The organism is uncultured Nocardioides sp. (assembly GCF_947488025.1).
In the GTDB taxonomy this organism is placed as follows: domain Bacteria; phylum Actinomycetota; class Actinomycetes; order Propionibacteriales; family Nocardioidaceae; genus Nocardioides.
Map to the genome: position 1 here is coordinate 53,863 of NZ_CANKYS010000003.1, position 25,607 is coordinate 79,469.

The following is a 25,607-nucleotide window of genomic DNA, read 5'->3' on the forward strand; positions in this document are numbered from 1 at the left end:
CGCAGGTTCCGGAGCCCGAAAACCTGCCTCAGCCACCGCTCGTACGCCGACCCGCGGCCGGGCGGTGAGCCACGCAGGTTCCCCAGCCCGAAAACGTGCCTCAGCCACCGCTCGTACGCCGACACGCGTGCCGCGCCGACCAGCGGTGCTCCACCCCCATTCGACGGTTGAGGAATGTCGGTGGACCACCGCCACGCCGGGCGGTGAGCCACGCAGGTTCCCCAGCCCGAAAACCTGCCTCAGCCACCGCTCGTACGCCGACCCGCAGCCGGGCGGTGAGCCACGCAGGTTCCGGAGCCCCAGAAGCTGTCCCACCCACCGCTCGGCCGGCGGACGGGAGCGCGGGCTAGCGGGTCAGCAGCCCGAGGTAGGCCTCGATGTCCTCGGCGGGAGCCGAGCCGTAGACCAGGAGGGCCTCGTCGCCGAGCTCGGTGGAGTAGCCGATGTCGCCGCCCTCGTCGGACCAGGTCTGCCAGGTGTCGGCGATGTCGGAGTCGACGGTGACGTCCTCGCCGGCCACGGCGTCCTCGTCGACGTAGAGCTCGACGAGGTCGGCGACCGAGGTGCCTTGCTGCCGGATACCGACGAAGCGACCCTCGTCGTTCAGCACCCCGAGGCTCCAGCGCGGGTCGTCGCCCGCGGCCAGCTCGGTGCTCGTGGCCGTCCACCCGGCCGGCAGCTCGCGGGGGTGGACGACCGCGAGGTCGGCCTGCTGCGCCAGCTCGACCCGCGCCTGCCAGTCGACGGCCTCCGGCTCGTCGTCGACGTCGGTGCGCCAGAGCCCGCGCCACACGACGAACGCCAGCACGGCGATGACGGTGACGATGAGGGCGCCGGTCATCCCGCTGAACGAGCGCGTGTAACGGCTCGGCTGTCCCTGCCCACTCACGCCGGCCATCCTCCCAGCCCGCCCGAAGCGCTGTAACGCCGGGTTGGTGGCTGTACCGACCCTGATGCATCTGGGTGGGTAGTTGCAGCAACCCGGCGTTACAGCGGACGAGGGAAGTGGCGGCGAGAAACCGCAGGTGCGGGACGATCTGAGCAGACGATCCGCACGTGCGGCATACTCGCTGCGTGATCACCTACCGAATCGCGGAGGCGGCCGAGGTGCTGGCCGTCAGCGACGACACCGTACGTCGCTGGGTGGAGGCCGGTCGCCTCCCCTCCCACCGCGACGGTGGCCGCACGACGGTGGCCGGCCGCGACCTCGCCGAGCTGGCCGAGCACCTGGCCGAGTCGGGCGAGCTCGCCGAGCGCGACCGCACCCGCGCCGGCACCGTGAGCGCGCGCAACCGGATGAGCGGCATCGTCACCCGGGTCAAGCGCGACCCCGTGATGGCCCAGGTCGAGATGATCTGCGGCCCCTACCGCGTCGTGTCGCTGATGAGCACCGACGCCGCCGACGAGCTCGGCCTCGAGCCGGGCGTGCGGGCCATCGCCAGCGTGAAGTCCACCAACGTCGTCGTCGAGGTCCCGAGATGAGGCGGCTCGCCGCCCTGGCCCTGCTGCTCCCCCTCGCCGCCTGCGGCGGCGGCACCAGCGACGAAAGCGGCAGCGACGAGCTCACCGTGCTCGCCGCCGCGTCGCTGACCGACGCCTTCGAGGAGCTCGCGCCGCCGTTCGAGGAGGAGCACGGCGTCGACGTGACCTTCAGCCTCGGGTCCAGCACCGACCTCGCCGCGTCGGTCGCCGACGGCGCCCCCGGCGACGTGCTCGCCACCGCCGACGAGGCGTCGATGGCGCTCGCCGAGGAGGCCGGCGTCGCGTCCGACGTCGAGACCTTCGCGACCAACGTGCTCACGATCGTCGTACCGACGGGCAACCCCGCCGGCATCGAGTCGCTCGACGACCTCGCCGGTGCCACCTGGGTGCGCTGCGCCGACGAGGTGCCGTGCGGCAAGGTCGCCGCGGCCGTGCTGGACGCCAACGGCGTCACGGCCGAACCGGTGAGTCTCGAGGAGGACGTCCGCGCCACCCTCGACAAGGTCGTCTCGGGCGAGGCCGACGCCGGCCTGGTCTACGCGACCGACGCGGTCTCCGCGGCCGGTGACGTCGAGGCCGTCGCGATCCCCGGCGCGGAGGACGAGCCGACGTCCTACCTCGTGGCGACGCTGGAGCAGTCCGAGGACCCCGACCTCGCCGCCGACTGGGTCGCGTGGGTGACGTCACAGGAGGGCCGGGCGGTCCTCGCAGACGCCGGGTTCGGCGTCCCGTGAGGGACCGCCTCGGCCGGCCGCCGGCGCTCCTGGTGGTGCCGGCAGCCCTCGCCACGCTCCTGCTCCTCGTCCCGCTCGTGGCGATGGTCGCGGCCACCGACTGGCAGGCGCTGCCGGACCACCTGACCTCCCCCGCCGCGCTCGACGCCCTCCGGCTGTCGCTGGTCACCTCGACGGTGGCCATCGCCTTCTGCCTGCTGCTCGGCCTGCCCCTCGCCTGGCTGCTCGCGCGCGTCGACTTCCGTGGTCGCGGCGCCGTACGTGCCCTCGTCACCGTGCCGCTCGTGCTGCCGCCGGTCGTCGCGGGCATCGCGCTGCGCAGCGCCTTCGGGCGCACGGGCGTCATCGGCGAGCCCCTTCTCGAGCTGACCGGGTTCGCCTTCCCCTACACGACCTACGGCGTCGTGCTCGCGCACGTCTTCGTGTCGATGCCCTTCGTGGTGATCGCCATCGAGGGCGCCCTGCGCTCGGCCGACCCGAGGTACGACGAGGCTGCCGCGACGCTCGGCGCGACCCGCTGGACGACGTTCCGCAGGGTCACCGTGCCGCTCGCCCTGCCGGGCGTGGTCGCCGGCACCGTGCTCGGGTGGGCGCGCTCGTTCGGCGAGTTCGGCGCGACCATCACCTTCAACGGCAACTATCCCGGCACCACGCAGACCATGCCGACGCTGATCTACGTCACCCGGCAGGCCGACCAGGACGCCGCCCTCTCGCTGAGCCTGGTGATGCTGCTGGTCTCCGTCGGCATCCTCGTCGCCCTGCGTGACCACTGGCTGGGTACGCCGTGAGCGCGGCGCCGAGCAGACGGCTCGTCGCCGACCTGCGCGTCGCGGACCGGGTCGAGGCTGCCTTCACCGCCGAGCCGGGCGAGGTACTGGCGGTCATCGGTCCCAACGGGGCCGGCAAGAGCTCGCTGCTGCACGCCCTCGCCGGGCTCGTCGACGTGGAGGGCAGCGCCCGGCTGGGCGACGCCGACCTGCTCACCCTGCCCGTCCGCGAGCGACGGGTCGGACTGGTGTTCCAGGGGCAGCTGCTGTTCCCCCACCTCTCCGCCCTCGACAACATCGCCTTCGGCCTGCGCGCCCGCGGCGAGCGGCGGACGACGGCGGACGCCGTCGCGCGGGACTGGCTCGAGCGCTTCGGGATCGCCGACCTCGCCGACCGCCGCCCGCGCGAGCTCTCCGGCGGTCAGGCGCAGCGGGTCGCCATCGCGCGCGCCCTGGCGACCGAGCCCGACGTGCTGCTGCTCGACGAGCCCTTCACGGGCCTCGACGTGTCGGTCCAGATGGCGCTGCGGATCGAGCTCGGCCGCCACCTGCGCGACTTCCCGGGGATCGCCCTCCTCGTCACGCACGACGCGATCGACGCGCTGACGCTGGCCGACCGCGTGGTGGTGCTCGAGGACGGCCGCGTGGTCCAGGTCGGCCCTCCCGCCGAGGTCGCCGCCGAGCCCCGCACGTCGCACGTGGCGCGGCTCGTGGGGCTCAACCTGGTGGCCGACGGCGACGAGCTGATGGCGTTCACGCCCGACGCGGTCGTGGTCTCCCTGCACGAGCCCGAGGGGTCGACGCGGCTGCGCTGGCACGGCCCGATCGCGACGCTCGCACCGCACGGCGACGCCGTACGCCTGCTGGTGCACGCCTCCCCCGACCTGCTCGCCGACCTGACGCCCGCCGCGGCGACGGAGCTCGAGCTGGTGCCGGGCCGGGAGGTGTGGCTGTCGACCAAGGCGACCGCGGTGAGCCGCTACGCCGCGCGCCGCTAGCATGCGCGACATGAGCTCCAGCGCGCCCCAGCCCGAACGCAACCTCGCCCTCGAGCTGGTGCGCGTCACCGAGGCGGCCGCCATGGCGGCCGGTCGCTGGGTCGGGCGCGGCGACAAGAACGACGCCGACGGCGTCGCGGTCGAGGCGATGCGCGTGATGATCTCCACGGTCGAGATGCGCGGGACCGTGGTGATCGGCGAGGGCGAGAAGGACAACGCCCCGATGCTCTTCAACGGCGAGGAGGTCGGCGACGGCACCGGACCCGAGTGCGACGTCGCCGTCGACCCGATCGACGGCACGACGCTGACCGCCAAGGGCATGAGCAACGCGATCTCGGTGCTGGCCGTCTCACCGCGCGGCTCGATGTACGACCCCAGCGCGGTGTTCTACATGGACAAGCTCGCCACCGGGCCCGAGGCCGCCGACGTCGTCGACCTCCGGCTGCCGGTCAAGGAGAACATCGCCCGCGTCGCCAAGGCCAAGGGCATCTCGATCCACGACGTCACCGTCGTGCTGCTCGACCGACCGCGCCACGCCCGGCTCGTCGAGGACATCCGCGAGACGGGTGCGCGCATCAAGTACATCACCGACGGCGACGTCGCCGGCGCGATCATGGCCGCCCGCCCGGACACCGGCGTGGACCTGATGCTCGGCGTCGGCGGCACGCCCGAGGGGATCATCGCCGCATGCGCGATGAAGTGCATCGGCGGCAAGATCCAGGGCCAGCTCTGGCCACAGGACGACGACGAGCGACAGCGCGCCCTCGACGCCGGCCACAACCTCGACCGCGACTTCGTGCTCGGCACCGACGACCTGGTCACCGGTGACGACGCGTTCTTCGTGGCCACCGGCATCACCGACGGCGAGCTCATGCGAGGCGTGCGCTACCGCGGCAACGGCGTCACCACCGACTCGCTGGTGATGCGCTCGCGCAGCGGCACGGTGCGCTCGATCACCGCCGAGCACCAGCTCTCGAAGCTACGCGATCTCTCCACGATCGACTTCGACAACTGACGCTGAGACCGCCGGCCGCAGCGCGGCCGACACCGCGCTGATCACGACCGGGTCGAACGCCATCCCCACGTGGGACGAGCGCACCTCCACCGGCCGCGCGGCCGGGTCGACGCACGCACGCCAGTCGACGATGCCGTCACGGCGGGAGAAGATCGCGGTGAAGTCGACACCCTCCGGCAGCGCCGCGCGCGCCTGGTCGAAGCTCTCCTGGGCGCAGTGCCCGGCGACGCAGTCCTCCGCCATCAGCCCGCGCATCCCGGCCCGGTTGAGCCGGACGAGCAGGTCGACGCTGCGCGCCAGCGACACGTGGTGCGCTCCCGGCGCCAGCATCGGGCTGCCCATCGTCACGATGCCCGCGACGAGGTCGGGACGCCGGGCCGCGACGCCCCGGGCCAGCATGCCGCCGAGGCTGTGGCCCACGATCCGCACGCGTGAGCCGCGACGCTGCGCGATCCCCTCGAGCCGTTCCTCGAGCTGCGCGGCGGCCGAGAGCGTGCAGCCGACGTTGGCCCGGACGTCCGCACGGTAGGTGCGAAAGCCCTCGTGGCGCAGCGCCCGGCTCATCGGCCCGAGGGAGGAGTCGCCGGCCAGGAAGCCCGGCACCAGCAGCACCGGCTCGCCCATCCGCGGCGGGCGCGCGCCCAGCGGCGTACGACGACGCGCACCCCGCGAGCCCCACGCCGAGACCGCGTAGCGACCCGCCTCCGTGATGACCGAGCCCTCGCGCAGCACCGCCACCACGGAAGGCTGCGAGAAGCCCTCCGGCGTGAGGAATGCCGCCACTGTGCGCTGGGTCACAATGTTCGAACCTAGCCCAGAACCCGCGCCGGACCGGGGATGCGGGCCTCTTTGCGTGTAATTGGGGACGAGCGCGTTTATTTGGCGACGGCCTTCGTGTTCACTGGCTGCATGCCCGAGTCGCGCCCCGACCGCACCCAGCCGCCTGTCGCCTCCGACGAGCTCCGCGCGCCGGTCGGCAACGAGGTCGAGCTCTGCTACCAGACCTTCGGCGATCCCGACGACGATCCGCTGCTCCTCGTGATGGGCCTGAGCGGCCCGATGACCTGGTGGGACCAGGTGTTCTGCGAGCAGCTCGCGTCGACCGGGTTCCACGTCGTGCGCTACGACAACCGCGACGCCGGGAAGTCGTCGCGCATCGCGGCCCCGGCCCGTCCCGACCAGCTCGTCAAAGCCTTCGCGACGGGCCGCGCCAACGCCCCTTACACGATGTCGGACCTCGCCGGCGACGCCGTCGCGCTGCTCGACCACCTGGGCCTCGAGTCCGCGCACCTGGTCGGCGTCTCGATGGGCGGCATGATCTCCCAGACCGTCGCCGTCGAGCACCCGAGCCGGGTCCGGTCGCTCACCAGCATCAGCTCCACGACGGGTCGCCGCACCGTCGGCTGGCAGCACCCGTCCCTCCTGCCGCGGCTCATCGCGCCGCGCAGGGCCGGGCGGGACGCCTACGTCGAGACCAGCCTCGCGATGTGGTCACTGATCGGCTCCGCCGCCTACCCGTCGGACCCCGACGCCCTGCGCACCCGCGCGGAGACGACCTTCGACCGCGGCGTGAGCGCCAGCGGTGCGGTGCGGCAGATGCTCGCCATCCTGACCCAGGACGACCGCACGACGCGGCTGCGCAGCCTCCGCGTCCCGGCGCTCGTCATCCACGGCACCGCCGACAAGATGGTCCACGTCAGCGGCGGGCGCTCGACCGCCGCCGCCATCCCCGGCGCCGAGCTGGTGACCATCGACGGCATGGGCCACGACCTGCCGCCCGAGCTCTTCGGCACCTTCGTCGAGGCCATCCGGCGCACCGCCGACCGAGCCTCCTGACCCCGCGGGGAGAGCCCTAGCCCCGACCAGCGACGGGGTGGGCGCCCTGCGACGGCTCGGCCGTGAAGAGGTCGGGCTCGCCGAAGCCCGCGTCGGCGAAGGCACGGCGTACGGCGTCGCTCGCCGCGTCGACGGACCGCTCGGGCACCAGCCCGATCACGCAGCCGCCGAAGCCGCCGCCGGTCATCCGCGCCCCCAGCGCACCCGCCTCGAGCAGGGCGTCGACGGCCGTGTCGACCTCGGGCACGGTGATCCGGAAGTCGTCGCGCATGGACCGGTGCGAGGCGGTGAGCAGCGGGCCGATGTCGGCGAGGCGGCCCTCGTCGAGCAGCCGGACGACGGACAGCACGCGGTCGTCCTCGGTGACGACGTGCCGGACGTAGCGACGCAGCTCGTCGTCGTCGAGCCCGCCGAGCGCGGCGTCGAGATCGTCGGCGGTCACGTCGCGCAGCGCCGCGACACCCAGCCGACGCGCGGCCTCCTCGCAGCCCCGGCGCCGGGCGCCGTACTCGCCGTCGGAGTGGCGGTGGGGAGCGCGGGTGTCGGCGACCAGCACCGTCAGCCCGTTGCCGGCGAGGTCGAGCGGCACCGACCGCGTGTCGTGGCTGCGCATGTCGCAGAACAGCGCGTGTCCTGCCTCGCCGCGGAGGCTGACCAGCTGGTCCATCCCGCCCGTCGGCGCACCCACGGCGTCGTTCTCGACGTCGCGCGTCAGGGCGAAGAGCGCGTCATCGTCGAGCCCGAGCCCGAGGTGGTCGTCGACGGCCCGGGCGACCGAGCACACGAGCGCCGCCGACGACGACAGCCCGGCACCTGACGGCACGTCGGAGTCGACCTCGACCTGGAGGGGCGGGACGTCGACCCCGCGGTCGGTGAGCAGCCACAGCGCGCCCAGCACGTAGCGGGACCACTCGGGGACGACCTCGAGGTCGGCACCGGCCAGGCCGGAGCGGCGTACGACCACAGGATCGGGCTGCTGCACCGAACGCACGGTCCAGGCGTCCGAGCCCGCGGAGACCGTCGACACCGAGGCCGTGCACCCGACCTCGAGGGCGAAGGGGAGGACGAAGCCGTCGTTGTAGTCGGTGTGCTCACCGACCAGGTTGATCCGCCCGGGGGCACGCCAGACCGTCATCGAATTCCTACTCGTCTCCGCTGTGGGCCGCATACCCGTTGGAATGGGATGCATGTTGCCAAAAGGTGTCGAGGACCACTAGACCAGAGGCCCGAACCAAACAAGGAGGGCGCGGATGTCCCGAGCACCGTCGATCCGGCAACGAGGCCGGCCAAGGGGGCGACGGAGGGTGGCGCCGCTGGCCGCGCTCGCGCTCGCGAGCGGTCTCCTGTCCGCCTGTGGAGGCGACAGCGGTCCGCCCGAGCTCACCTGGTACATCAACCCCGACAGCGGGGGGCAGGACGCCGTCGCCGAGAAGTGCTCCACCGACGACTACACGATCTCCACCCAGGTGCTCCCGCAGGACGCCGGCCAGCAGCGCATCCAGCTCGCGCGCCGGCTCGCCGCGAAGGACCCGGAGATCGACCTGATGTCGATCGACCCGCCGTTCACCGCGGAGTTCGCGGACGCGGGATTCCTCGCCGAGGTGCCGCAGGACGCGCGCAGCCAGCTCGAGGAGCAGGGCACCTTCAAGGGCGCGATGGACGCGGCGACGTGGAAGGACAAGCTCGTCGTCTTCCCGTTCTGGTCCAACACCCAGGTCCTCTGGTACCGCAAGTCCTTCGTCGAGAAGGCAGGCATCGACATGTCGAAGCCCGTGACGTGGGACCAGATCATCGACGCGGCCAACGAGAACGACGCCAAGGTCGGCGTGCAGGCCAACAAGTACGAGGGCTACGTCGTGTGGATCAACGCCCTCGTGGAGGGCGCGGGCGGCCACATCCTCCAGGACGCGGACGCGGGCGTCGACGCCGACATCACCATCTCCGACGACGCCGGCAAGAAGGCCGCGGAGATCATCGAGAAGCTCGCCACGTCCGAGGCCGCTCCGGCCGACCTCAGCGTCTCCAACGAGGGCACGGCAGGGTCGACGTTCGGCTCCGATGCGGGCTCGTTCCTCGTCAACTGGACCTACATCTGGACCAACTACGACGAGACCGCGCCCGACGTGGCCGACGACATCGGCTACACCCGCTACCCGCAGACGGTCGAGGGCGAGGAGTCCCGACCCCCCTACGGCGGCATCGGCATCGGGGTGAGCGCCTACTCCGACGAGAAGGACCTCGCCCTCGAGGCGGCGCAGTGCCTGGTCAGCCCGGAGTCGCAGGGCATCAACGCCGACCTGACCGGCAACATGCCGGCCAGCACGGACGGCTACGACTACCCCAAGCTCAAGGAGACCTTCCCCGAGGACCTGCTGCAGCTCTTCCAGGAGAGCGTCGACGCCGCAGCACCCCGCACGGTGACGCCCTACTGGAGCGACGTGTCGGGATCCATCCAGAACATCTGGCACCCGCCGCGGTCCGTCGACACCGACACCCCGGAGCAGTCGAAGGTGTTCATCGAGGACGTCCTGAAGGGGGATGACCTGCTGTGAGCACCACGACCGCACCCGAGACCCCCACCCGGACCAAGGACAAGGCCAAGGCCATCGCCTCCGACCGCACCGCGGCGGAGAACAGGCTGGGGCTCAAGCTGGTCGCCCCGGCCGTCGTCCTGATGCTGCTGGTCACCGCCTGGCCGATGATCCAGGCGCTCTACCTCTCGCTCTTCCGCTACCGGCTCACCGCGCCGGACGACCGGGCGTTCGTCGGGGTCGACAACTACCTGACGATCCTCAGCGACGACCAGTTCTGGAAGAGCACGCTGACCACGCTGCTGATCATGGTCGTGACGGTGGCGGTCGAGCTGGTCATCGGGTTCGCGTTCGCGATGGTGATGCACCGCATCGTCTTCGCCCGCGGCCTGATGCGCACCTCGATCCTGATCCCCTACGGCATCATCACCGTCGTCTCCGCCTTCGCCTGGCAGTTCGCGTTCTCCCTCAACAACGGCTTCGTCAACGCGTGGTTCAGCTGGCTGCCGTGGATCGCGGAGGACACCAACTGGTTCGGCGACTACTGGCACGCGATGTTCGCGATCATGGTCTCCGAGATCTGGAAGACCACGCCGTTCATGGCGCTGCTGCTGCTGGCGGGCCTGGCCCAGGTCAGCGAGGACATGCTCGAGGCCGCCAAGGTCGACGGCGCGACGTGGTGGCAGCGCCTGACCAAGGTGATCCTGCCCAACATGCGTGCGGCGATCATGGTCGCGGTGCTGTTCCGCGCCCTCGACGCCTACCGCATCTTCGACAACATCTTCGTGATGACCAAGGGAGCCGAGGGGACGCAGTCGATCTCGTTCCTGACCTACCGACAGGTCATCGAGCAGATGCAGTTGGGCCTCGGCTCGGCCATGTCGGTGCTGCTGTTCCTGTCCGTGCTGCTGCTGGCATGGCTGATCGTGAAGTTGTTCCGCGTCGACCTGGCGCAGGCGAGGGGTGAGGGCTGATGGCCGGCAACCAGAGCGGCAAGACCGCTGTCGGCACGTGGATCGGGTTCGCCCTGATCATGCTGTGGTGCCTGTTCCCGGTGGCGTGGATCATCTCGCTGTCGTTCAAGTCCGAGGGCGAGACGGCCGCGGGCAGCGCGCAGTTCCTGCCCAAGGAGCCCACCTTCGACAACTACAAGGCGATCATCGACAACCCCGACTTCATGCGGGCGCTGATCAACTCGTTCGGCATCGCGCTGATCGCCACCTTGCTGTCGGTCATCTTCGCGACGCTGGCGGCGTACGCCATCGCGCGGCTGGAGTTCAAGGGCAAGCGCCTCGTGCTCTCGCTGGCGCTGGCGATCGCGATGTTCCCGGTGGTCGCGCTGGTCGGCCCGCTCTTCGACATGTGGACCACGTTCGGGCTGTTCAACACCTGGCCCGGCCTGATCATCCCCTACATGTCCTTCACGCTGCCGCTGGCGATCTGGACGCTCTCCGCCTTCTTCCGCGAGATCCCGTGGGAGATGGAGCAGGCGGCCCAGGTCGACGGCGCCACGTCGTGGCAGGCCTTCCGGAAGGTCATCGTCCCGCTCGCCGCACCCGGCGTGTTCACGGCGGCGATCCTGACCTTCTTCTTCGCGTGGAACGAGTTCGTGCTCGCGATCTCGTTGACCTCCACCACCGCCTCGCGGACCGTGCCGGCGCAGATGTCCTTCTTCGTCGGTCCCGACCCGTTCAACCCGCCGTACGCGCAGCTCGCGACGGCGTCGGTCATCGTCACTCTGCCGGTGATCGTCATCGTCCTGCTGTTCCAGCGCAAGATCGTCGCCGGCCTCACCTCCGGCGCAGTGAAGGGGTGATCAGCTCATGGCTGCCATCGAGATGAAGAACATCGTCAAGCAGTACGGCGACGGCTTCCCCGCCGTCAACGACGTGAGCATCGACGTGGAGGACGGCGAGTTCCTGATCCTCGTCGGGCCCTCGGGCTGCGGGAAGTCCACGCTCCTGCGGATGATCGTCGGGCTGGAGGACATCACCGACGGCGACATGATCATCGGGGGGAAGAAGGTCAACGACCTCGCGCCGCGCGACCGCAACCTGTCGATGGTCTTCCAGAACTACGCGCTCTACCCGCACCTGACGGTCTACGAGAACATCGCCTTCCCGCTCCGGCTGGCCGGCAAGTCGGACTCCGAGGTCGACGAGAAGGTGCGCGACGCGTCGAAGACGCTCGAGCTCGACGAGCACCTCGAGCGCAAGCCCGGCAACCTGTCGGGTGGCCAGCGCCAGCGCGTCGCGATGGGGCGCGCGATCGTCCGGGACGCCGAGGCGTTCCTCTTCGACGAGCCGCTGTCCAACCTCGACGCCAAGCTCCGCGGGCAGATGCGCACCGAGATCTCGCGCCTGCAGAAGCGGCTGGGCATCACCACGGTCTACGTCACCCACGACCAGACCGAGGCGATGACGCTGGGCGACCGCGTCGCGGTGATGAAGCGTGGCGTGCTCCAGCAGCACGCCACGCCGCGCGAGCTCTACGAGAACCCGGCCAACCTGTTCGTCGCCGGCTTCATCGGCTCCCCGCCGATGAACTTCCTGCCGGCGAAGGTCGACGGCAACCGCGTCGAGCTGCCGTTCGGCACAGTGACGATGCCGGAGGAGCGGGCGTCGAGGGCGCAGGGCAAGGACCTGCTGATCGCCGGCATCCGACCCGAGCACTTCGAGGACGCCTCGGTCGTCGACAGCGACAAGGTCACCGACGAAGCGACCTTCAAGGCCACCGTCGACGTGGTGGAGTGGCTCGGCAACGAGGCCTACGCCTACATCCCGTTCGAGGCGCCCGACGAGGTGCGCGAGCAGCTCACGCAGCTCGAGAAGGACCTCGACGGCGAGTCGCTGCGTACGCAGCTGGTGATCTCGCTCGACGGGGCCAGCCGGATCAGCGAGGGCGACGAGGCCACCATCTGGGTCGACGCCCGCAAGATCCACCTCTTCGACCCGAGCACCGGCGAGAACCTCACCATCGACGCCGACAGCGCCGGCATCATCCCCGACGGCAACGCGATGGCGAAGGCCGAGAAGGTCGGCGAGGAGCAGGACGGCGTCAAGCCGGGAGCCGACCAGGCGACCAGCTGACCGCAGCACGGATGTCCGACCCCGCTGGTCGGCGCGGAACCGAGGCCCCGGGAGCACCGCTCCCGGGGCCTCGCCGCGTCGCGGGAGGGGCGTCGTACGACCGCGCGCGTCGGTGCGGCAGGACTCGGCGGGGACTTGGTGGGGACTTGGCGGGGACTTGGCGGGGACTTGGTGGGGAACTCCGACACCTTGTGGGGGTTGTACGCCCCTCCCAGTGACGGACTCCCCGCTCGAGCGGGGACTCTGCGAGAGGGGTGGCCCGGAAGTCCGGTCCGGTCCCGGGACGACTCAGGCAGGCGAGGACGGCGCCGCGTGCAACCACGCGGCCGCGTAGGGCTCGAGCCGGACGGCGCCGTCGTGGAGCTCCGGCCGCTCGCCGGTGAGGGCGTCCACCAGGTCGTCGGTGTGCAGGCCGAGCCAGAGCAGGACGTCGGCGGACACCCACGCCTCCCGGTCGGTGACGTTGGCGGCGGCGAGGAGCGGGCCGTCCGGGTGCCGCCGGACGACGAGCAGGACGCCGGGGTCACGGGGGTCCCAGATCTCGGTGGGCGAGGCCGCGTGCAGCTGGGGGAGCGAGCGTCGTACGTCGACCAGGTGCCGCAGCCCGGACGTGATGCCGTGCGGGTCGTCGGCCACCGATGCCCACGGCATCACCGGCCGGTGCACCCACCGGTTGTCGGCGGCGTGGTCGGGGACGTCGGCCCACCCGATGTCGTTGAGCAGACCGACCTCGTCGCCCATCCAGATCACCGGCAGGCCGCCGAAGGACAGGATGATCGCGTGCGCGAGCAGGATGCGCGCGGCCGCTTGCGGGTCGCCCGCCTCGAGGCCGGCGAGCGAGGCCAGCGACCCGGAGATGCGCCGGTCCCCCGTCTGCTCGTTGTGCTGGAAGACCAGCCCGCGCGCCCACGAGCCGGGGAAGGACCCGGAGTACCAGTCCGACAGGAAGCGCCGGTGGGCGACGGGGTCGAGGCCGACCGCGCGGGCGTCCTCGTCGGAGATCGCCCAGCCGATGTCGTCGTGGCAGCGCACGTAGGTGATCCAGGCCGTCGTCGACGGCGGCTGCGGCAGCTGCTGGAGCGCGTACGTCGCCAGCCTGGCGTCGCGGGACGCGAGCATCGACCAGACCTGCACCATGAGGCCGTTGTGGTAGGCGAGGTCGCTGACCTTGCCGGCGTGCTCGCCCACGCCGAGGTAGGCCGGCAGGTCCGCCGGGCCGACGATCGCCTCGGCCTTGAAGAGCACGGCGGGTGCGGCGATGCGGGCCACCGTGCGCAGCGCGCGGGTGAGGAGGTGCACCTCGGGCTGGTTCTGGCAGTCGGTGCCGAGCCGCTTCCAGATGAAGGCGATCGCGTCGAGCCGGAACACCTCCACGCCCAGGTTGGCCAGCGACAGGATGAGGTCGGCGAACTCGCACAGGACGGCGGGGTTGGACCAGGCCAGGTCCCACTGGTAGTCGTTGAAGGTCGTCCAGACCCAGCCCGCCAGCTCGTCGTCCCAGGTGAAGCTGCCGGGCGCGAAGTCGGGGAAGACCTCCGGCAGGGTCGCCTCGTAGGCGTCCGGCACCTCGCGGTCGGGGTGGACGTGGAAGTAGGCCCGCTTGGCCTCGTCCCCCGCCCGCGCGGCGACCGCCCACTCGTGCTCGCGCGCCACGTGGTTGAGCACGAGGTCCAGGCACAGGCTGATGCCCTCGCCGCGCAGCGTGGTCGCGAGGTCGCGCAGGTCGTCGACCGTGCCGAGGTCGGGCCGCACGGAGCGGTAGTCCATGACCGCGTAGCCGCCGTCGTTGGGCGCCGGACGTGGCGTCAGGAGCGGCATCAGGTGCAGGTAGCCGACGCCCAGCCCCCGCAGGTACGCCGCCCGCTCACCCACCCCGCGCAGGGTGCCGGCGAAGCGGTCGGCGTAGGCGGCGTAGCCGACCATCGACGGCCGCTGGAACCAGTCGGGGTCTCGCAGCCGCTGCTCGTCGAGCGCCCGCAGCTCGGCCGGACGGGCGTCGTGCGCGGCGCGGGCGACCTCGACCAGGGCCCGGGTCACCTCCGGCGCGGCCTCGGCGCCGTAGACCCGCGACACCGTGTCGTGGAGGTCGGGCTCGAGGGTGGCGAGGCGCTCCTCGAAGTCGTTCACGCGCCCAGTATGGCGAAGTGCGGCGACCTACGCTGGGGTCGTGAGCCACGACCCGTCCCTGCGCCCACGCGACCACTTCACGCCGCGCCGGGGCTGGCTGAACGACCCCAACGGCCTCGTCCTGCACGACGGTGAGTACCACCTGTTCTTCCAGCACCTGCCCGACTCCCTGGTGCACGGGCCGATGTCGTGGGGCCACGCGGTGAGCGAGGACCTCCTCGACTGGACCGAGCTCCCGGTCGCCCTCGCCGCCACCGACACCGAGCACGTCTGGTCGGGCAGCGTGGTCCACGACGCGGCCGACACCTCCGGCCTCGGCGGGGACGGCGCCGGGCCGCTGGTGGCGTTGTGGACCGCCTTCGAGCCGGTCGGCGGGATGCAGCGCCAGTCCGTGTCGTGGAGCGTCGACCGCGGCCGCACGTGGACGTCGTACGCCGCCAACCCCGTGCTCGACATCGGCTCCACCGCGTTCCGCGACCCCAAGGTCCTGCGGGACGGGAACGAAGACGGGGCCGGCTGGCTGATGGTGCTCGTGCTGTCCGAGGAGCGCAGGGTCGAGACCTACCGGTCGCCAGACCTGCTGCACTGGGAGCACGCGTCGTCGTTCGGGCCGACGGGCTCGGTCGAGGGAATCTGGGAGTGCCCCGACCTGCTCCGCGTCCCGGTCGAGGGGCTCGACGAGACAGCGGTGGTGATGCTCGTCAGCGTCCAGGAGGGGGCCCCGGCCGGCGGGTCGGGGATGCAGTACTGGGTCGGCGAGCTCGACGGCGCCGACTTCCGCCCCACCCAGGACGCACGGTGGATGGACCACGGCGCCGACTTCTACGCCGCGGTGTCCTACGCCGACGCGCCGGAGCCCCTCGTGCAGGGCTGGATGAGCAACTGGCGGTACGCCGACCTGGTGCCCGCCGCGACCCACCGCGGCGCGATGACGCTGGCCCGCACCCTCGCGCTGCGCCCCCGCGACGGCGAGCTGGCCCTGGTGCAGCGGCCGGTCGTGCGCCACTCCCCCGTCGTGCACGAGCTCCGCGACGAGCCCCTGGCGGGCACCCGGGTGCTGCCCGTCGCGGCCCGCACGTGCCGGGTCGTCCTCGAGGTGGAGCCGGGCGACGCCGACCGGGTCGGGGTCCACGTCCGGACCGGCACCGGGACCGGGCACCGCACGACGGTGTGGGTCGAGCCGGGCTCCGGGACCGTCGGGCTCGACCGGCGCGCGTCGGGCGAGACCGGCTTCCACGAGGCGTTCGCGGCCGTGCACACCGCCCCGCTGGTCCGCGGTGACGGGCCGGTCCGCCTCGAGGTCGTGGTGGACGAGTCGTCGGTGGAGGTGTTCGTCGGCGGCGGCGAGGTCGCGCTCACCGACCTGGTGTTCCCCGACCCCGGGGACGACGGCCTCGCCGTCTTCGCCGAGGGCGGCACGGCGCTCGTGCGGCACCTCGTCGTGCACGCCTGAGCCCCCGGGAGCGGGGCTCCCGGGGGCTCGAGAGGCGGTCAGTCGGAGAGGCGCTCGCCCGTGTCGGTGTCGAAGACGTGCACGTGCTGCGGGTCGGTCGTGACGTAGAGCGTCTCGCCCTTGCGCGGCTGGGTGCGGCCCACGACGCGGATGATCACGTTGGACGGAACGCCCTCGACGTCGCTGGTGCCGTAGACGAAGCTGTCGGCACCGAGCTCCTCCACGACCGTGATGCGCACCGGGAGCCCGCCCTCGGAGTCGGAGACGAGGCGCCAGTTCTCCGGACGCACGCCGACGGTGACCTTGCCGGACATCTTCTTCTCCGCGGTCGGGTCGACGGGCACCTTGTAGCCCCCGACCTTGACCGTGCCGTCCTCGGCCGCGACACCCTCCAGCAGGTTCATCTGCGGGGAGCCGATGAAGCCGGCGACGAAGAGGTTGGCGGGCTTGTCGTAGAGCTTGAGCGGGGTGTCGACCTGCTGCAGCACGCCGAGCTTCATCACCGCGACCCGGTCGCCCATCGTCATCGCCTCGACCTGGTCGTGGGTGACGTAGACGGTCGTGACACCGAGGTCCTGCTGCAGGCGCGCGATGTCGGTGCGCGTCGCGACGCGCATCTTCGCGTCCAGGTTGGACAGCGGCTCGTCCATGCAGAACACCTGAGGCGCCCGCACGATCGCACGACCCATCGCGACCCGCTGGCGCTGACCACCCGAGAGCGCCTTCGGCTTGCGCTCGAGGTACTCGGTGAGCTGCAGGATCTCGGCCGCCTTCGCGACCCGCTCCTTGCGCTCGGCCGCCGGGACCTTGGCCATCTTCAGCGAGAACGCCATGTTCTCCTCCACCGACATGTGCGGGTAGAGCGCGTAGTTCTGGAACACCATCGCGATGTCACGGTCCTTGGGCGGGACGTTGGTGACGTCACGGTCACCGATGTAGATCTTCCCGTCGTTGACCTCTTCCAGCCCCGCGAGCATCCGCAGGGTCGTGGACTTGCCGCACCCCGAGGGCCCGACGAGGACCATGAACTCGCCGTCCTTGATCTCCAGGTCGATGCCGGGCACGGCCGGCTCATCGGCGCCGGGATACCACCGCTGCGCCTTCTCGAACGTCACTGATGCCATGTTCTGCTCCTTCACCGGCAGGTACGTGCCGGACGATCCGTAGTGAAGTGACAGGGGTCACAGTAGCGCGATTCATGCCGGGCGGACCGAACCGCCTGCGCGCACGCGCATCGGGACGGAGTCGGTGCCTCCGTGGTCCGCCGGGTCGAGGAGCCGGCGTACGGCGAGCGCGCCGAGCTCGGTGAAGGGGAGCTCGACCGACGTCAGCGCGGGTCGCAGCCAGCCCGCCAGCGCGGAGCCGTCGAAGGAGACCACACTGACGTCGTCGGGCACGCGCAGACCTGCCTCGGCGAGCGCCTGGTAGACGCCCATCGCGAGGCGGTCGTTCATGCAGACCAGGCCGTCGGCGCGGCCGCCGCCCGCGAGCCAGCGGCTGGTCGCCTCGAACCCCTCGGTCACCGACCAGTCGCAGCGCACCAGGCCTGCGACGTCGAGGCCGTGGGTGGCGAGCTCGGCGCGGATCCCGGCCATCCGGCGTGGACCCGCCGTCGCCTCCGGCACCGGGTCCTCGCCCACGACCCACACCTCCCGGGCGCCGGCGGCCAGCAGGGTGGCCACGGCGGCCCGGCCCCCGCCCTCGTCGTCGGGCACCACCGACGGGAGCCGCTCGTCGAGGTCCTCGCAGTTGAGCAGCACCGACCGCACGCCGCGCAGGCCCTGCGGCAGGTGGACGGTGCGGGCGGTGCGGGTGGCATAGACCACTCCGTCGACGTCGCGCTCGAGCATCTCCTCGATCAGCAGCCGCTCGAGCTCGGGGTCGCCCCCGCTCTCCCCCATCACGACGAGGTGGTCGAGCTCGCGTGCCGCCAGGCTCGCCCCGGTCAGCATGCTGCTGCCGTACTGCTCGCCGGCGATCTGGTCGGACACGAGCCCGACCGTCGCCGTACGCCGGGTGCGCAGGCTGCGTGCGCTGCGGTTGGGCCGGTAACCCAGGTCGGCCACGGCCGCCTGCACCTTGGCCACGGTGGCCGGCGCGATGCGCATCTCGTCGGCGCGGCCGTTGAGGATGTAGGAGGCGGTGGTGGGCGACACGCCCGCCTCGGCCGCCACGTCCGCGAGCATCACGCGCCGTCGTGTTCTCACTGCCACTCCCTCGTGTCCCGGTCGTCCCGTCGTCGCGGGTCCGTCGACGCGCGCCGAAGCATGCCGCAGCGGCTGTGCGCCTGCGGCGGGAACGTGTCCGAACCGTTGCTTGACACCGGTCCCGCCCGGCGCACATGATGCGGCTGATTCGATTCAGCAGTGGTACACGTCACACTACGACACACAGGCTGAGCGGGACAGACCCCGCCATCCGAGGAGGCACCCTCATGCGACTGACTGCGACACGGCGCCGGACGGCGTTCGCCGCGACGGCGGCGGCACTGGCCCTGACCACGACCGGCTGCCTCGGCAGCGACGACGACGGTGGGGGCGGGGGCGAGAGCGGCGGTGACGACGGCGTGGTCGAGATCCTCGCCACGACCGACCCGCTCGTCTTCGACGGGCTCAAGGCCAAGGTCGAGGAAGAGGCCGAGGCCGCGGGCATCGAGGTCAACATGGAACGCGTCGACAACATCAACCAGCTGATCCTCACCCGCATCCAGGCCGGCGACCCGCCGGACATCGCGGTCATCCCGCAGCCAGGCGTCATCAAGCAGATCGTCGACCGCGGCGAGGGCGTCGAGCTCACCGACGACATCGTCCCCGCAGACCTGATCGCCGACATGACGCCCGGCACGCTGGAGGCCGGCCAGATCGACGGCACCCAGTACGGCCTGATGATCAGCATGAACGTCAAGAGCCTGGTCTTCTACAACAAGCAGGCCTGGGAGGAGGCGGGCTACGAGGCTCCCGAGACCCTCGACGACCTGGCCGCGCTCACCGAGCAGATCAAGAGCGACGGGGGCACCCCGTGGTGCTTCGGCATCGAGTCCGGTGCCGCCACCGGCTGGCCGGCCACCGACTGGTTCGAGGACCTGATCATGCGCTACGGCGGTGCCGACGTCTACAACCAGTGGGTCACCAACGAGGTGAAGTTCGACTCCGACGTCGTGCGCCAGGCCGCCGACTACCTCGAGACCAACGTGCTCGCCGAGGGCAACGTCCCGGGCGGGCGTAGCTCCATCGCCAGCGTGGCGTTCGGCGACGCCGAGGACACCATGTGGGAGGACGAGCCGGGCTGCTGGATGTTCAAGCAGGGCAACTTCGTCGTCTCCGCCGACTTCATGCCGCAGGACGTCGTCGACAACGTCGACGAGCGGATCGGCGTCTTCGGGTTCCCGCCGGCCGAGGCCGGTGGCGAGAACCCGGTCCTGGGCGGCGGTGACCTGGCGACGCTGCTCGAGGACAACGACGACTCCCGCGCGATCATGGAGATCCTGGCCGACGTCGAGCTCGGCACCACGGCGGCACCCGAGAGCTCCTTCATCTCGCCTCACACGGAGTTCGACACCTCGCTCTACCCGAGCGACCTCACCCGGCAGATCGCCGACGTGGCCTACCAGGCCGACCCCTTCCTCTTCGACGGGTCGGACCAGATGCCCGGCGAGGTCGGTGCCGGCAGCTTCTGGAAGGAGATGACGGCGTGGATCAGCGAGCAGCAGGACCTCGACACCACGCTGACCAACATCGACGACAGCTGGCCCTCCAGCTGAGCGATGCCCGCGGGGAGGGGGCGGCCGCCGCAGCGGGCGGCCGTCCCCCCTCCCGGCACCCGTCCTCCCCCGTCACGTGCCCATCCAGGAGCGAGACACATGGTCCTGAAGATCCTCAACACCCTGATCACCGTCGGCGTGGGCATCCTGGCCGCGCTCGTCCTCTACTGGTTGCTCAACAAGCTCGCAGAGCTGCTGCCCGGTCCGTGGGAGGACCGGATCAAGCCCTACCTCTACATCCTCCCCGCCTACGCCGCCCTGGTGTTCTACCTCGTCTATCCCGCCGTCCAGACCGTCGTCTTCAGCTTCGCCAACCCCACAAGCACGGCATGGGTGGGATGGGACAACTACACGAAGCTCCTCCAGAGCGAGAACTTCCAGGACACGCTGTTCAACACGCTGCTCTGGATGATCGTCGTCCCGGTGGTCGTGGTGGCGCTCGGGCTGGCCATGGCCGTCCTCGCCGACCGGCTCAACCCGCGGTGGGAGAGCACGTCCAAGACGATCATCTTCCTGCCGATGGCGATCAGCGCCGTCGGCGCCGGCGTCGTGTGGGGGCTGGTCTACGACTACCGCCCGGAGGGACGCGAGCAGATCGGCCTGCAGAACGCCATCGTCACCGCGCTGGGCTTCGACCCCGTGGCGTGGCTGCAGCTCGACCAGCTCCACATCAACAGCTTCTTCCTGATGATCATGCTGATGTGGGCCCAGGTCGGCTTCTCGATGGTGCTGCTCTCCGCAGCGGTGAAGGGCGTCCCGGAGGACACCCTGGAGGCCGCCCGCATCGACGGGGCCAACGAGCGCGACATCTTCTTCCGGGTGGTCGTGCCGCAGATCTGGGGGACGGTGCTGACCGTCTACGTCACGACGCTCATCGGCGTGATGAAGATCTTCGACATCGTCTACGTCATGACCAACGGCGGCTTCAACACCAACGTGGTCGGCAACGAGTTCTTCAACCAGCTCTTCAGCAACTTCAACAACGGCGCGGCCGCGGCGATCGTCGTGATGCTGATGCTGGCCACCGTCCCGATCATGTTCTACCAGGTGCGCAACTTCCGTCGCGAGGAGATGATGGGATGACCTCGACACAGACCACGATGGCAGCAGCCACGCCGACGGAGAAGACGCGCAAGCGCGCCTCGCGCGAAGGACAGCCTCAGAAGGCGGGCTGGTTCGCCAGGATCGTCGTCCTCACCCTGTGCTTCCTGTGGATCGTGCCGGTGGTCGGGCTCTTCCTGACCTCCTTCCGGCCACGGGACGACGCCAACGAGACCGGCTGGTGGACGCTGTTCTGGACCCCGTCGGCATGGAGCCGGCTGAGCTTCGACAACTACGTCACCGCCTGGAACGACGCCGGGCTCGACATTGCGTTCGTGAACACCCTCGCGATCGCGCTGCCGGCGACCTTCATCCCGATCCTGGTCGCGGCCTTCGCGGCCTACGCGTTCGCCTTCATGGAGTTTCCGGGCCGCAACTTCCTGTTCCTGGCCGTGGTGAGCCTCCTGGTGGTGCCCAACTACATCGCGTTCGTGCCGATCCTGCGCATCTACAGCGACCTGGAGATCGCCGGCACGTTCCCGGCGGTGTGGCTGGCGCACATCGGCTTCGGCATGTCGCTGGCGATCTACATCCTGCGCAACTACATGGCGACCCTGCCCAAGAGCCTCATCGAGTCGGCGAAGATCGACGGCGCAAGCCACTTCCAGACGTTCTTCCGGCTCGTGCTGCCGATGTCGGTGCCGGCACTGGCGGCGTTCGCGATCTTCCAGTTCCTCTGGGTCTGGAACGACCTGCTGGTGGCGCTCATCTTCGTCGGTCCGGGCGACAACGCACCGATCACGGTGGCGCTGCGCAACAACCTGATGGGCCAGGCCGGGGCGGGCCAGCACCTGGTCACGGCCGGCGGCTTCATCTCGATGATCCTGCCGATCATCGTGTTCCTCTTCATGCAGCGGTTCTTCGTCCGCGGCCTCACCGCCGGCGCGGTCAAGGGCTGACCCGCACCCCGTACGTCGTCCGGCGCCGGTCGCCGGACGACGTACGGCGTGCGTGTGGCCGGGTGCGTCAGTAGGTGCCGAGGTACTTCTTCGGGGTGCCCGGCGCGGGCTGTCGCTGCACGGTGACCGAGCCCATGAGGGCCATCCCGCGGATGCGCACGACCGGCGACCCCGGGCCGATCTCGGCGGGCACCTTGTCCTTGGCCTGGGTGAACTCGCCCATGATCGGGGTGCCGTCCATGACGACGTGCATGTCGGCCGGCACGATCACCTTGACCTCACCCATGATCGAGCTGGCGTTGATGAGCGTCTCGTGGGCCGACAGCTGCGCCTGACGCAGGTCGATCACGACGCTGCCCATCATGGCGAACGCGCTGTGGTGCTCAGGCACCGACCAGACGCCCTGGCGCTTGCACTCGCTCATGATCGCGACCGACGAGTTGTGCCCGACCGCCGGCACCGACGACGGCGTACGACGCACGGGTGAGCCGGCCGGTGGCGCCACGGGCCCGCTGGGCTGCAGGTCGAGCGTGATCGGCACGAGCTCGCCGTAGGTCTTGGCCTGCCAGGTCAGCTCGAGCCGCTCCTCGAGCTCGTCGAGGTCGATGCGACCGTCTCCCGCGGCGTCGCGCAGCACGTCGGAGACGCGCTGGCGGTCGGCGTCGGAGATGCGCATCTGCGACGGGTCGTGCGGGCGGTTCTCGATCTCCCCCATGGCTCCAGCCTAGCGAGGAGCAGCGGCCGCGACCCGTGACGGGCGTCAGGGGGGCGACCCGCCTGCCCGCACTGGGTAAATCCGTGGACATGCGGGTCCGGTCGTCGGATTCTGGGAGGACGACGTCTCGGGCACTGCACCACTCGCTGCCGGAGGTGACATGGGCGCGCTACCCAGCCCGGACCTGCCGCCGGGCGCGCACCAGGACCTGGCCCGAGCGCTGCACGACCTGCACCACCGGGCCGGCTGGCCCAGCCTCCGCTCGCTGGCCCGCCGCACCGGCGTCTCCCACACCACGGTGTCCAAGGTCCTCTCCGGGAGGGGCCTCCCGCCTTGGGGGAACGTCGAGCTCCTCGTGGAGGCGATGGGTGGCGACCGGTCGGAGTTCCACGAGCTGTGGCTCGCCGCGTCGTCGACCGACGACGAGGCGCCTTGCCCTCCGCCACCCGCGATCGCGGGTCGTCGTGCCGAGCTCGCCGTCGTCCGCCACCACCTCGACGGCGACGGCGGCCTCCTGGTCGTGACCGGTGAGGCCGGCATCGGCAAGTCCACGCTCGTGGACGCTGCCGCGTCGCTGGCGGACGGCTACGTGGCGGTCGGGCGCTGCCTGTCGTTCTCCACCGAGGTCCCGCTCATGCCGGTGGTGGAGCTGATGCGGTCGATCCACGACTCGGACGACGGGCGATGGATCGACGACGCGCTGGCGGACTGTCCCGGCTACGCCCGCGAGGCGCTGGCCCGGTTGCTGCCGGAGCTCGGCGTGGACGCAGCGACCACCGACGACGTGGACTTCGCGCAGCAGCACCTGTACGCCGCCGTGGCGGCGGTGCTCGCCCGGCTCGCGGCGTCGCGACCTTTCGCCTTGGTGGTGGAGGACCTGCACGTGTCGGACGCCACCACCCTCGACCTGCTGGAGTACGTCCTGTCGCGCGGCCCGCACGTCCCGGTCGCGGTGACGTGGCGCGTCGACGACCCGAAGGTCCCGCAGTGGCGCAGCGAGTGGCTCGCACGCATGCAGGCCCTTCCCGGGACGCGGACCGTCGCCCTGGGCCCGCTCACCCTGGAGGAGACACGCGACCAGCTCCGGCTGGCCGGGTGGCCCGACGGCACCCCGGACCGCGCCCAGCGCATCCACCGGCGGTCGCGGGGACACCCCCTCTTCACCGCGCAGCTCGCCATCCAGGGGGACGACCCGAGCCTCCCGCCGCTCCTGGCCGACCTCCTCGACCGACGCCTCGGCGACCTCTCTCCGGACCAGGACCGGGTGACCACTGCGCTCGGCGTGGCCGACCGCCCGGTCGACGTCGAGCTGCTCTCGGACGCGACCGGCCTCGACGAGGACACCGTCCTGGTCACGCTGAGGCAGCTGGCGGCGCGGCACCTGGTGAGCGTGGGCCCGACCGACATGGTCCGGCTGGCGCACCCCCTGCTGGCCGAGGCCGCTCGTCGCCGGCTCCTCCCCGGCGAGGTACGGCGACTCCACCGCACGTTCGCCGAGCTGCTCGGACGCGCCGGCGGGGCGGACCCGGCCGTCGTCGCCGAGCACTGGCGGCTCTCGGGCGGGGCGTCGGAGGAGGCCCGGTGGCGAGCCGCCGCCGCCCGTCAGGCGCGCCGCCGTACCGACCCACGCTCGGAGGCCGAGCACTGGCTGCGGATCCTCGAGCTGGGCCGCCAGCACGTCGTGGCTCCCGAGGGCCTGGTGACCGCGTGGCTCTCCGCCTTCGACGCGCTGCAGCTCTCGGGCCGGCTCGAGGCGTGCGCGGCGCTGGTGGACGACGCCCAGCCGGACGTCGACGCGCTCCCCGACGAGCAGGCCGCCAGGGTGATCCGGCGCGCGGCGCAGGTCGTCTGGCTCGTCGGGGACGACCCGGAGGCCTCCGTCGTGCTGGCCGACCGGGCACTCGACCGCCTGGCCGGCCACCCGGTCGGCGCCGGCCTCGTCCACGTCCTGGACCAGCGCGCCGACGCCCTGATGGACCTCGCCCGCTACGACGAGGCGACGCGCGACCTGCAGAGCGCGCTCGACGCCTGCGCGGAGCTCGACGACGACGCGCTGTACTTCCAGACCGCCGCCACCCTGGCGTGGCACGTGGGCCACCTCGGCGACCTCGCCGCCGCGCTCGAGCTGTTCCGCCGGGCGCGGAGCCGGGTGGACGGCACGGCCGGCCCGTGGCGGGAGGCGCACCTCGCGATGATGCACACCGATGTGCTCCTGCAGCACCACCGCCCGCCCCACGAGGTCGAGGCGGCCGCCCAGCGGGCGCTGGACCTCGCGCGGGAGTGGCAGCTCGACTTCCACATGCTCACCTTGGTCAAGGCCAACGTCGTGGAGGCCTACCTCGACGCCGGCCGGGCGCGCGACGCCGCTTCGCGCCTGGTCGACGTGCCCCGCTCGCAGAGCTACGACGACTGGCCGGGGCAGTGGGTCGCGGCACGCCTCGACATCGTCCAGGGCCGGACGGCCGACGCGATCGGGACCATGCGCGGACTGATCAAGGTCGGCGGCAGTCCACGCAACCGGCTGAACCGGGCGGTGTGGGAGGCGACGGCGCTGTTGTGGCAGGAGGAGCCCGAGAAGGCATGGGTGGTCCTGCGCGATCCGCTCGAGGGGTTCGTCGACTCACCCGGGATCGTCGACTACTGGCTCGCCTTCCTGGTGCTCGCCCGCGCGGCGGCCGACATGCGCACCCCTGGAGGGCGGCCGTCGGAGCCCGTGCCGGCGCAGGAGGCGCTCGAGGTGCTGGAGGACCTGCGTCGGCGCGCCCGGCTCGACCCGCTGGACCCCCAGCGGTCGTCGGCCGGGGTCGCGGCCGGGACGTCCTGGGACGCCGAGCTCGACCGTGCCCGCGGCGTCGACACCGTGGACCAGTGGTCGCGCGCCGCGACCGCCTGGGGTCATCTCGGTCGACCGCACGCGGCGGCGTACTGCCGCTGGCGAGCGGCCCAGGTGGCGCTGCGCGAGGACCGGGGCGTCGTCGCCGCGCGGCTCCTGCGGCGCGCCGCGGGCGAGGCCCGCGAGCACGTCCCCCTGTCCCGGGCGATCGCGGAGACGTCCCGGTGAGGACGCGGACAGATCCCCGCTCCTGAGGAGCGGGGATCC

Annotated in this window: 22 protein-coding genes; 15 read left to right on the forward strand and 7 right to left on the reverse strand. The window is 71.4% G+C overall.

Translation table 11 applies throughout. The annotated features are described in order from the left end of the window. Window positions 1-346: 346 nt before the first annotated feature. Complete coding sequence (locus tag Q1B24_RS06865; RefSeq protein WP_299925334.1) at window positions 347-889, reverse strand: DUF4245 domain-containing protein; 543 nt, start codon at window positions 887-889, stop codon at window positions 347-349. A gap of 185 nt (window positions 890-1,074) precedes the next feature. Here Q1B24_RS06865 and Q1B24_RS06870 point away from each other — a divergent pair, with 185 nt between their 5' ends. Genes Q1B24_RS06870 through glpX form a run of 5 tightly spaced genes read left to right on the forward strand, consistent with a single transcriptional unit; the run spans window position 1,075 to window position 4,996 of the window. Continuing rightward, the gene (locus tag Q1B24_RS06870; protein WP_299925337.1) at window positions 1,075-1,482 is read left to right on the forward strand and encodes a helix-turn-helix domain-containing protein; all 408 of its coding nucleotides are present in this window, start codon (window positions 1,075-1,077) and stop codon (window positions 1,480-1,482) included. Continuing rightward, the gene (modA, locus tag Q1B24_RS06875) at window positions 1,479-2,216 is read left to right on the forward strand and encodes a molybdate ABC transporter substrate-binding protein (RefSeq protein ID WP_299925340.1); all 738 of its coding nucleotides are present in this window, start codon (window positions 1,479-1,481) and stop codon (window positions 2,214-2,216) included. The genes Q1B24_RS06870 and modA overlap by 4 nt, the downstream gene beginning before the upstream one ends. Beyond that, window positions 2,213-3,004 (forward strand): ABC transporter permease, encoded by a 792-nt coding sequence (locus tag Q1B24_RS06880; protein ID WP_299925344.1) that lies wholly within the window; start codon window positions 2,213-2,215, stop codon window positions 3,002-3,004. Before modA ends, Q1B24_RS06880 begins: the two co-directional genes overlap by 4 nt. Further along, complete coding sequence (locus Q1B24_RS06885) at window positions 3,001-3,981, forward strand: ATP-binding cassette domain-containing protein (RefSeq protein WP_299925347.1); 981 nt, start codon at window positions 3,001-3,003, stop codon at window positions 3,979-3,981. The genes Q1B24_RS06880 and Q1B24_RS06885 overlap by 4 nt, the downstream gene beginning before the upstream one ends. Window positions 3,982-3,991: 10 nt before the next feature. Next, window positions 3,992-4,996 (forward strand): class II fructose-bisphosphatase, encoded by a 1,005-nt coding sequence (gene glpX / locus Q1B24_RS06890; RefSeq protein ID WP_299925350.1) that lies wholly within the window; start codon window positions 3,992-3,994, stop codon window positions 4,994-4,996. Here the strand turns inward: glpX and Q1B24_RS06895 are convergent. Continuing rightward, complete coding sequence (locus Q1B24_RS06895; RefSeq protein ID WP_299925353.1) at window positions 4,961-5,794, reverse strand: alpha/beta fold hydrolase; 834 nt, start codon at window positions 5,792-5,794, stop codon at window positions 4,961-4,963. The genes glpX and Q1B24_RS06895 overlap by 36 nt on opposite strands. A 111-nt stretch (window positions 5,795-5,905) precedes the next feature. Between Q1B24_RS06895 and Q1B24_RS06900 the strand changes: the two genes are divergently transcribed. Further along, window positions 5,906-6,832, forward strand: a complete 927-nt coding sequence (locus Q1B24_RS06900) for an alpha/beta fold hydrolase (RefSeq protein WP_299925356.1) — start codon at window positions 5,906-5,908, stop codon at window positions 6,830-6,832. Between the two features lie 16 nt (window positions 6,833-6,848). On the opposite strand, the gene galK is transcribed toward Q1B24_RS06900, so the two are convergent. Continuing rightward, a complete protein-coding gene (galK, locus tag Q1B24_RS06905; RefSeq protein WP_299925359.1) occupies window positions 6,849-7,967 on the reverse strand; it encodes a galactokinase in 1,119 nt (372 codons plus the stop codon). Between the two features lie 169 nt (window positions 7,968-8,136). On the opposite strand from galK, the gene Q1B24_RS06910 reads away from it, so the two are divergent. The 4 genes from Q1B24_RS06910 to ugpC (Q1B24_RS06925) are packed head-to-tail and all read left to right on the forward strand — an operon-like array spanning window position 8,137 to window position 12,452. Further along, entirely contained in the window at window positions 8,137-9,384 is a 1,248-nt protein-coding gene (locus tag Q1B24_RS06910) for an extracellular solute-binding protein (RefSeq protein ID WP_299925362.1), read from the forward strand. Continuing rightward, complete coding sequence (locus Q1B24_RS06915; protein ID WP_299925365.1) at window positions 9,381-10,337, forward strand: carbohydrate ABC transporter permease; 957 nt, start codon at window positions 9,381-9,383, stop codon at window positions 10,335-10,337. The genes Q1B24_RS06910 and Q1B24_RS06915 overlap by 4 nt, the downstream gene beginning before the upstream one ends. Next, window positions 10,337-11,179, forward strand: coding sequence for a carbohydrate ABC transporter permease (locus Q1B24_RS06920; RefSeq protein WP_299925368.1), 843 nt, complete (start codon window positions 10,337-10,339; stop codon window positions 11,177-11,179). The genes Q1B24_RS06915 and Q1B24_RS06920 overlap by 1 nt, the downstream gene beginning before the upstream one ends. A gap of 7 nt (window positions 11,180-11,186) precedes the next feature. Further along, the gene (gene ugpC, locus Q1B24_RS06925; RefSeq protein WP_299925371.1) at window positions 11,187-12,452 is read left to right on the forward strand and encodes a sn-glycerol-3-phosphate ABC transporter ATP-binding protein UgpC; all 1,266 of its coding nucleotides are present in this window, start codon (window positions 11,187-11,189) and stop codon (window positions 12,450-12,452) included. A gap of 288 nt (window positions 12,453-12,740) precedes the next feature. Here ugpC (Q1B24_RS06925) and Q1B24_RS06930 read toward each other — a convergent pair whose 3' ends face one another. Further along, window positions 12,741-14,579 (reverse strand): amylosucrase, encoded by a 1,839-nt coding sequence (locus Q1B24_RS06930; RefSeq protein WP_299925374.1) that lies wholly within the window; start codon window positions 14,577-14,579, stop codon window positions 12,741-12,743. A 40-nt stretch (window positions 14,580-14,619) separates the two neighbouring features. On the opposite strand from Q1B24_RS06930, the gene Q1B24_RS06935 reads away from it, so the two are divergent. Then, a complete protein-coding gene (locus Q1B24_RS06935; protein WP_299925377.1) occupies window positions 14,620-16,032 on the forward strand; it encodes a glycoside hydrolase family 32 protein in 1,413 nt (470 codons plus the stop codon). A 38-nt stretch (window positions 16,033-16,070) separates the two neighbouring features. On the opposite strand, the gene ugpC (Q1B24_RS06940) is transcribed toward Q1B24_RS06935, so the two are convergent. Continuing rightward, entirely contained in the window at window positions 16,071-17,156 is a 1,086-nt protein-coding gene (gene ugpC, locus Q1B24_RS06940; protein ID WP_299925380.1) for a sn-glycerol-3-phosphate ABC transporter ATP-binding protein UgpC, read from the reverse strand. A gap of 72 nt (window positions 17,157-17,228) precedes the next feature. Continuing rightward, on the reverse strand, window positions 17,229-18,239 hold the full coding sequence (locus tag Q1B24_RS06945; protein WP_299925383.1) for a LacI family DNA-binding transcriptional regulator: 1,011 nt from the start codon (window positions 18,237-18,239) through the stop codon (window positions 17,229-17,231). 227 nt (window positions 18,240-18,466) lie between these two features. Here Q1B24_RS06945 and Q1B24_RS06950 point away from each other — a divergent pair, with 227 nt between their 5' ends. From Q1B24_RS06950 to Q1B24_RS06960, 3 genes are all read left to right on the forward strand, one after another. Further along, the gene (locus tag Q1B24_RS06950; protein WP_299925386.1) at window positions 18,467-19,792 is read left to right on the forward strand and encodes an ABC transporter substrate-binding protein; all 1,326 of its coding nucleotides are present in this window, start codon (window positions 18,467-18,469) and stop codon (window positions 19,790-19,792) included. A 99-nt stretch (window positions 19,793-19,891) separates the two neighbouring features. Further along, window positions 19,892-20,875 carry a carbohydrate ABC transporter permease gene (locus Q1B24_RS06955; RefSeq protein WP_299925389.1) on the forward strand — a complete coding sequence of 328 codons (984 nt, stop codon included), beginning with the start codon at window positions 19,892-19,894 and terminating at the stop codon, window positions 20,873-20,875. Further along, on the forward strand, window positions 20,872-21,792 hold the full coding sequence (locus tag Q1B24_RS06960; protein WP_299925392.1) for a carbohydrate ABC transporter permease: 921 nt from the start codon (window positions 20,872-20,874) through the stop codon (window positions 21,790-21,792). Before Q1B24_RS06955 ends, Q1B24_RS06960 begins: the two co-directional genes overlap by 4 nt. Before the next feature lie 67 nt (window positions 21,793-21,859). On the opposite strand, the gene Q1B24_RS06965 is transcribed toward Q1B24_RS06960, so the two are convergent. Further along, window positions 21,860-22,507: a DUF1707 domain-containing protein gene (locus tag Q1B24_RS06965; RefSeq protein ID WP_299925394.1), complete on the reverse strand. Its 648-nt coding sequence runs from the start codon at window positions 22,505-22,507 to the stop codon at window positions 21,860-21,862. Window positions 22,508-22,667: 160 nt separating this feature from the next. Here Q1B24_RS06965 and Q1B24_RS06970 point away from each other — a divergent pair, with 160 nt between their 5' ends. Beyond that, on the forward strand, window positions 22,668-25,568 hold the full coding sequence (locus tag Q1B24_RS06970; protein ID WP_299925397.1) for an AAA family ATPase: 2,901 nt from the start codon (window positions 22,668-22,670) through the stop codon (window positions 25,566-25,568). The last annotated feature ends 39 nt before the right edge of the window (window positions 25,569-25,607 follow it).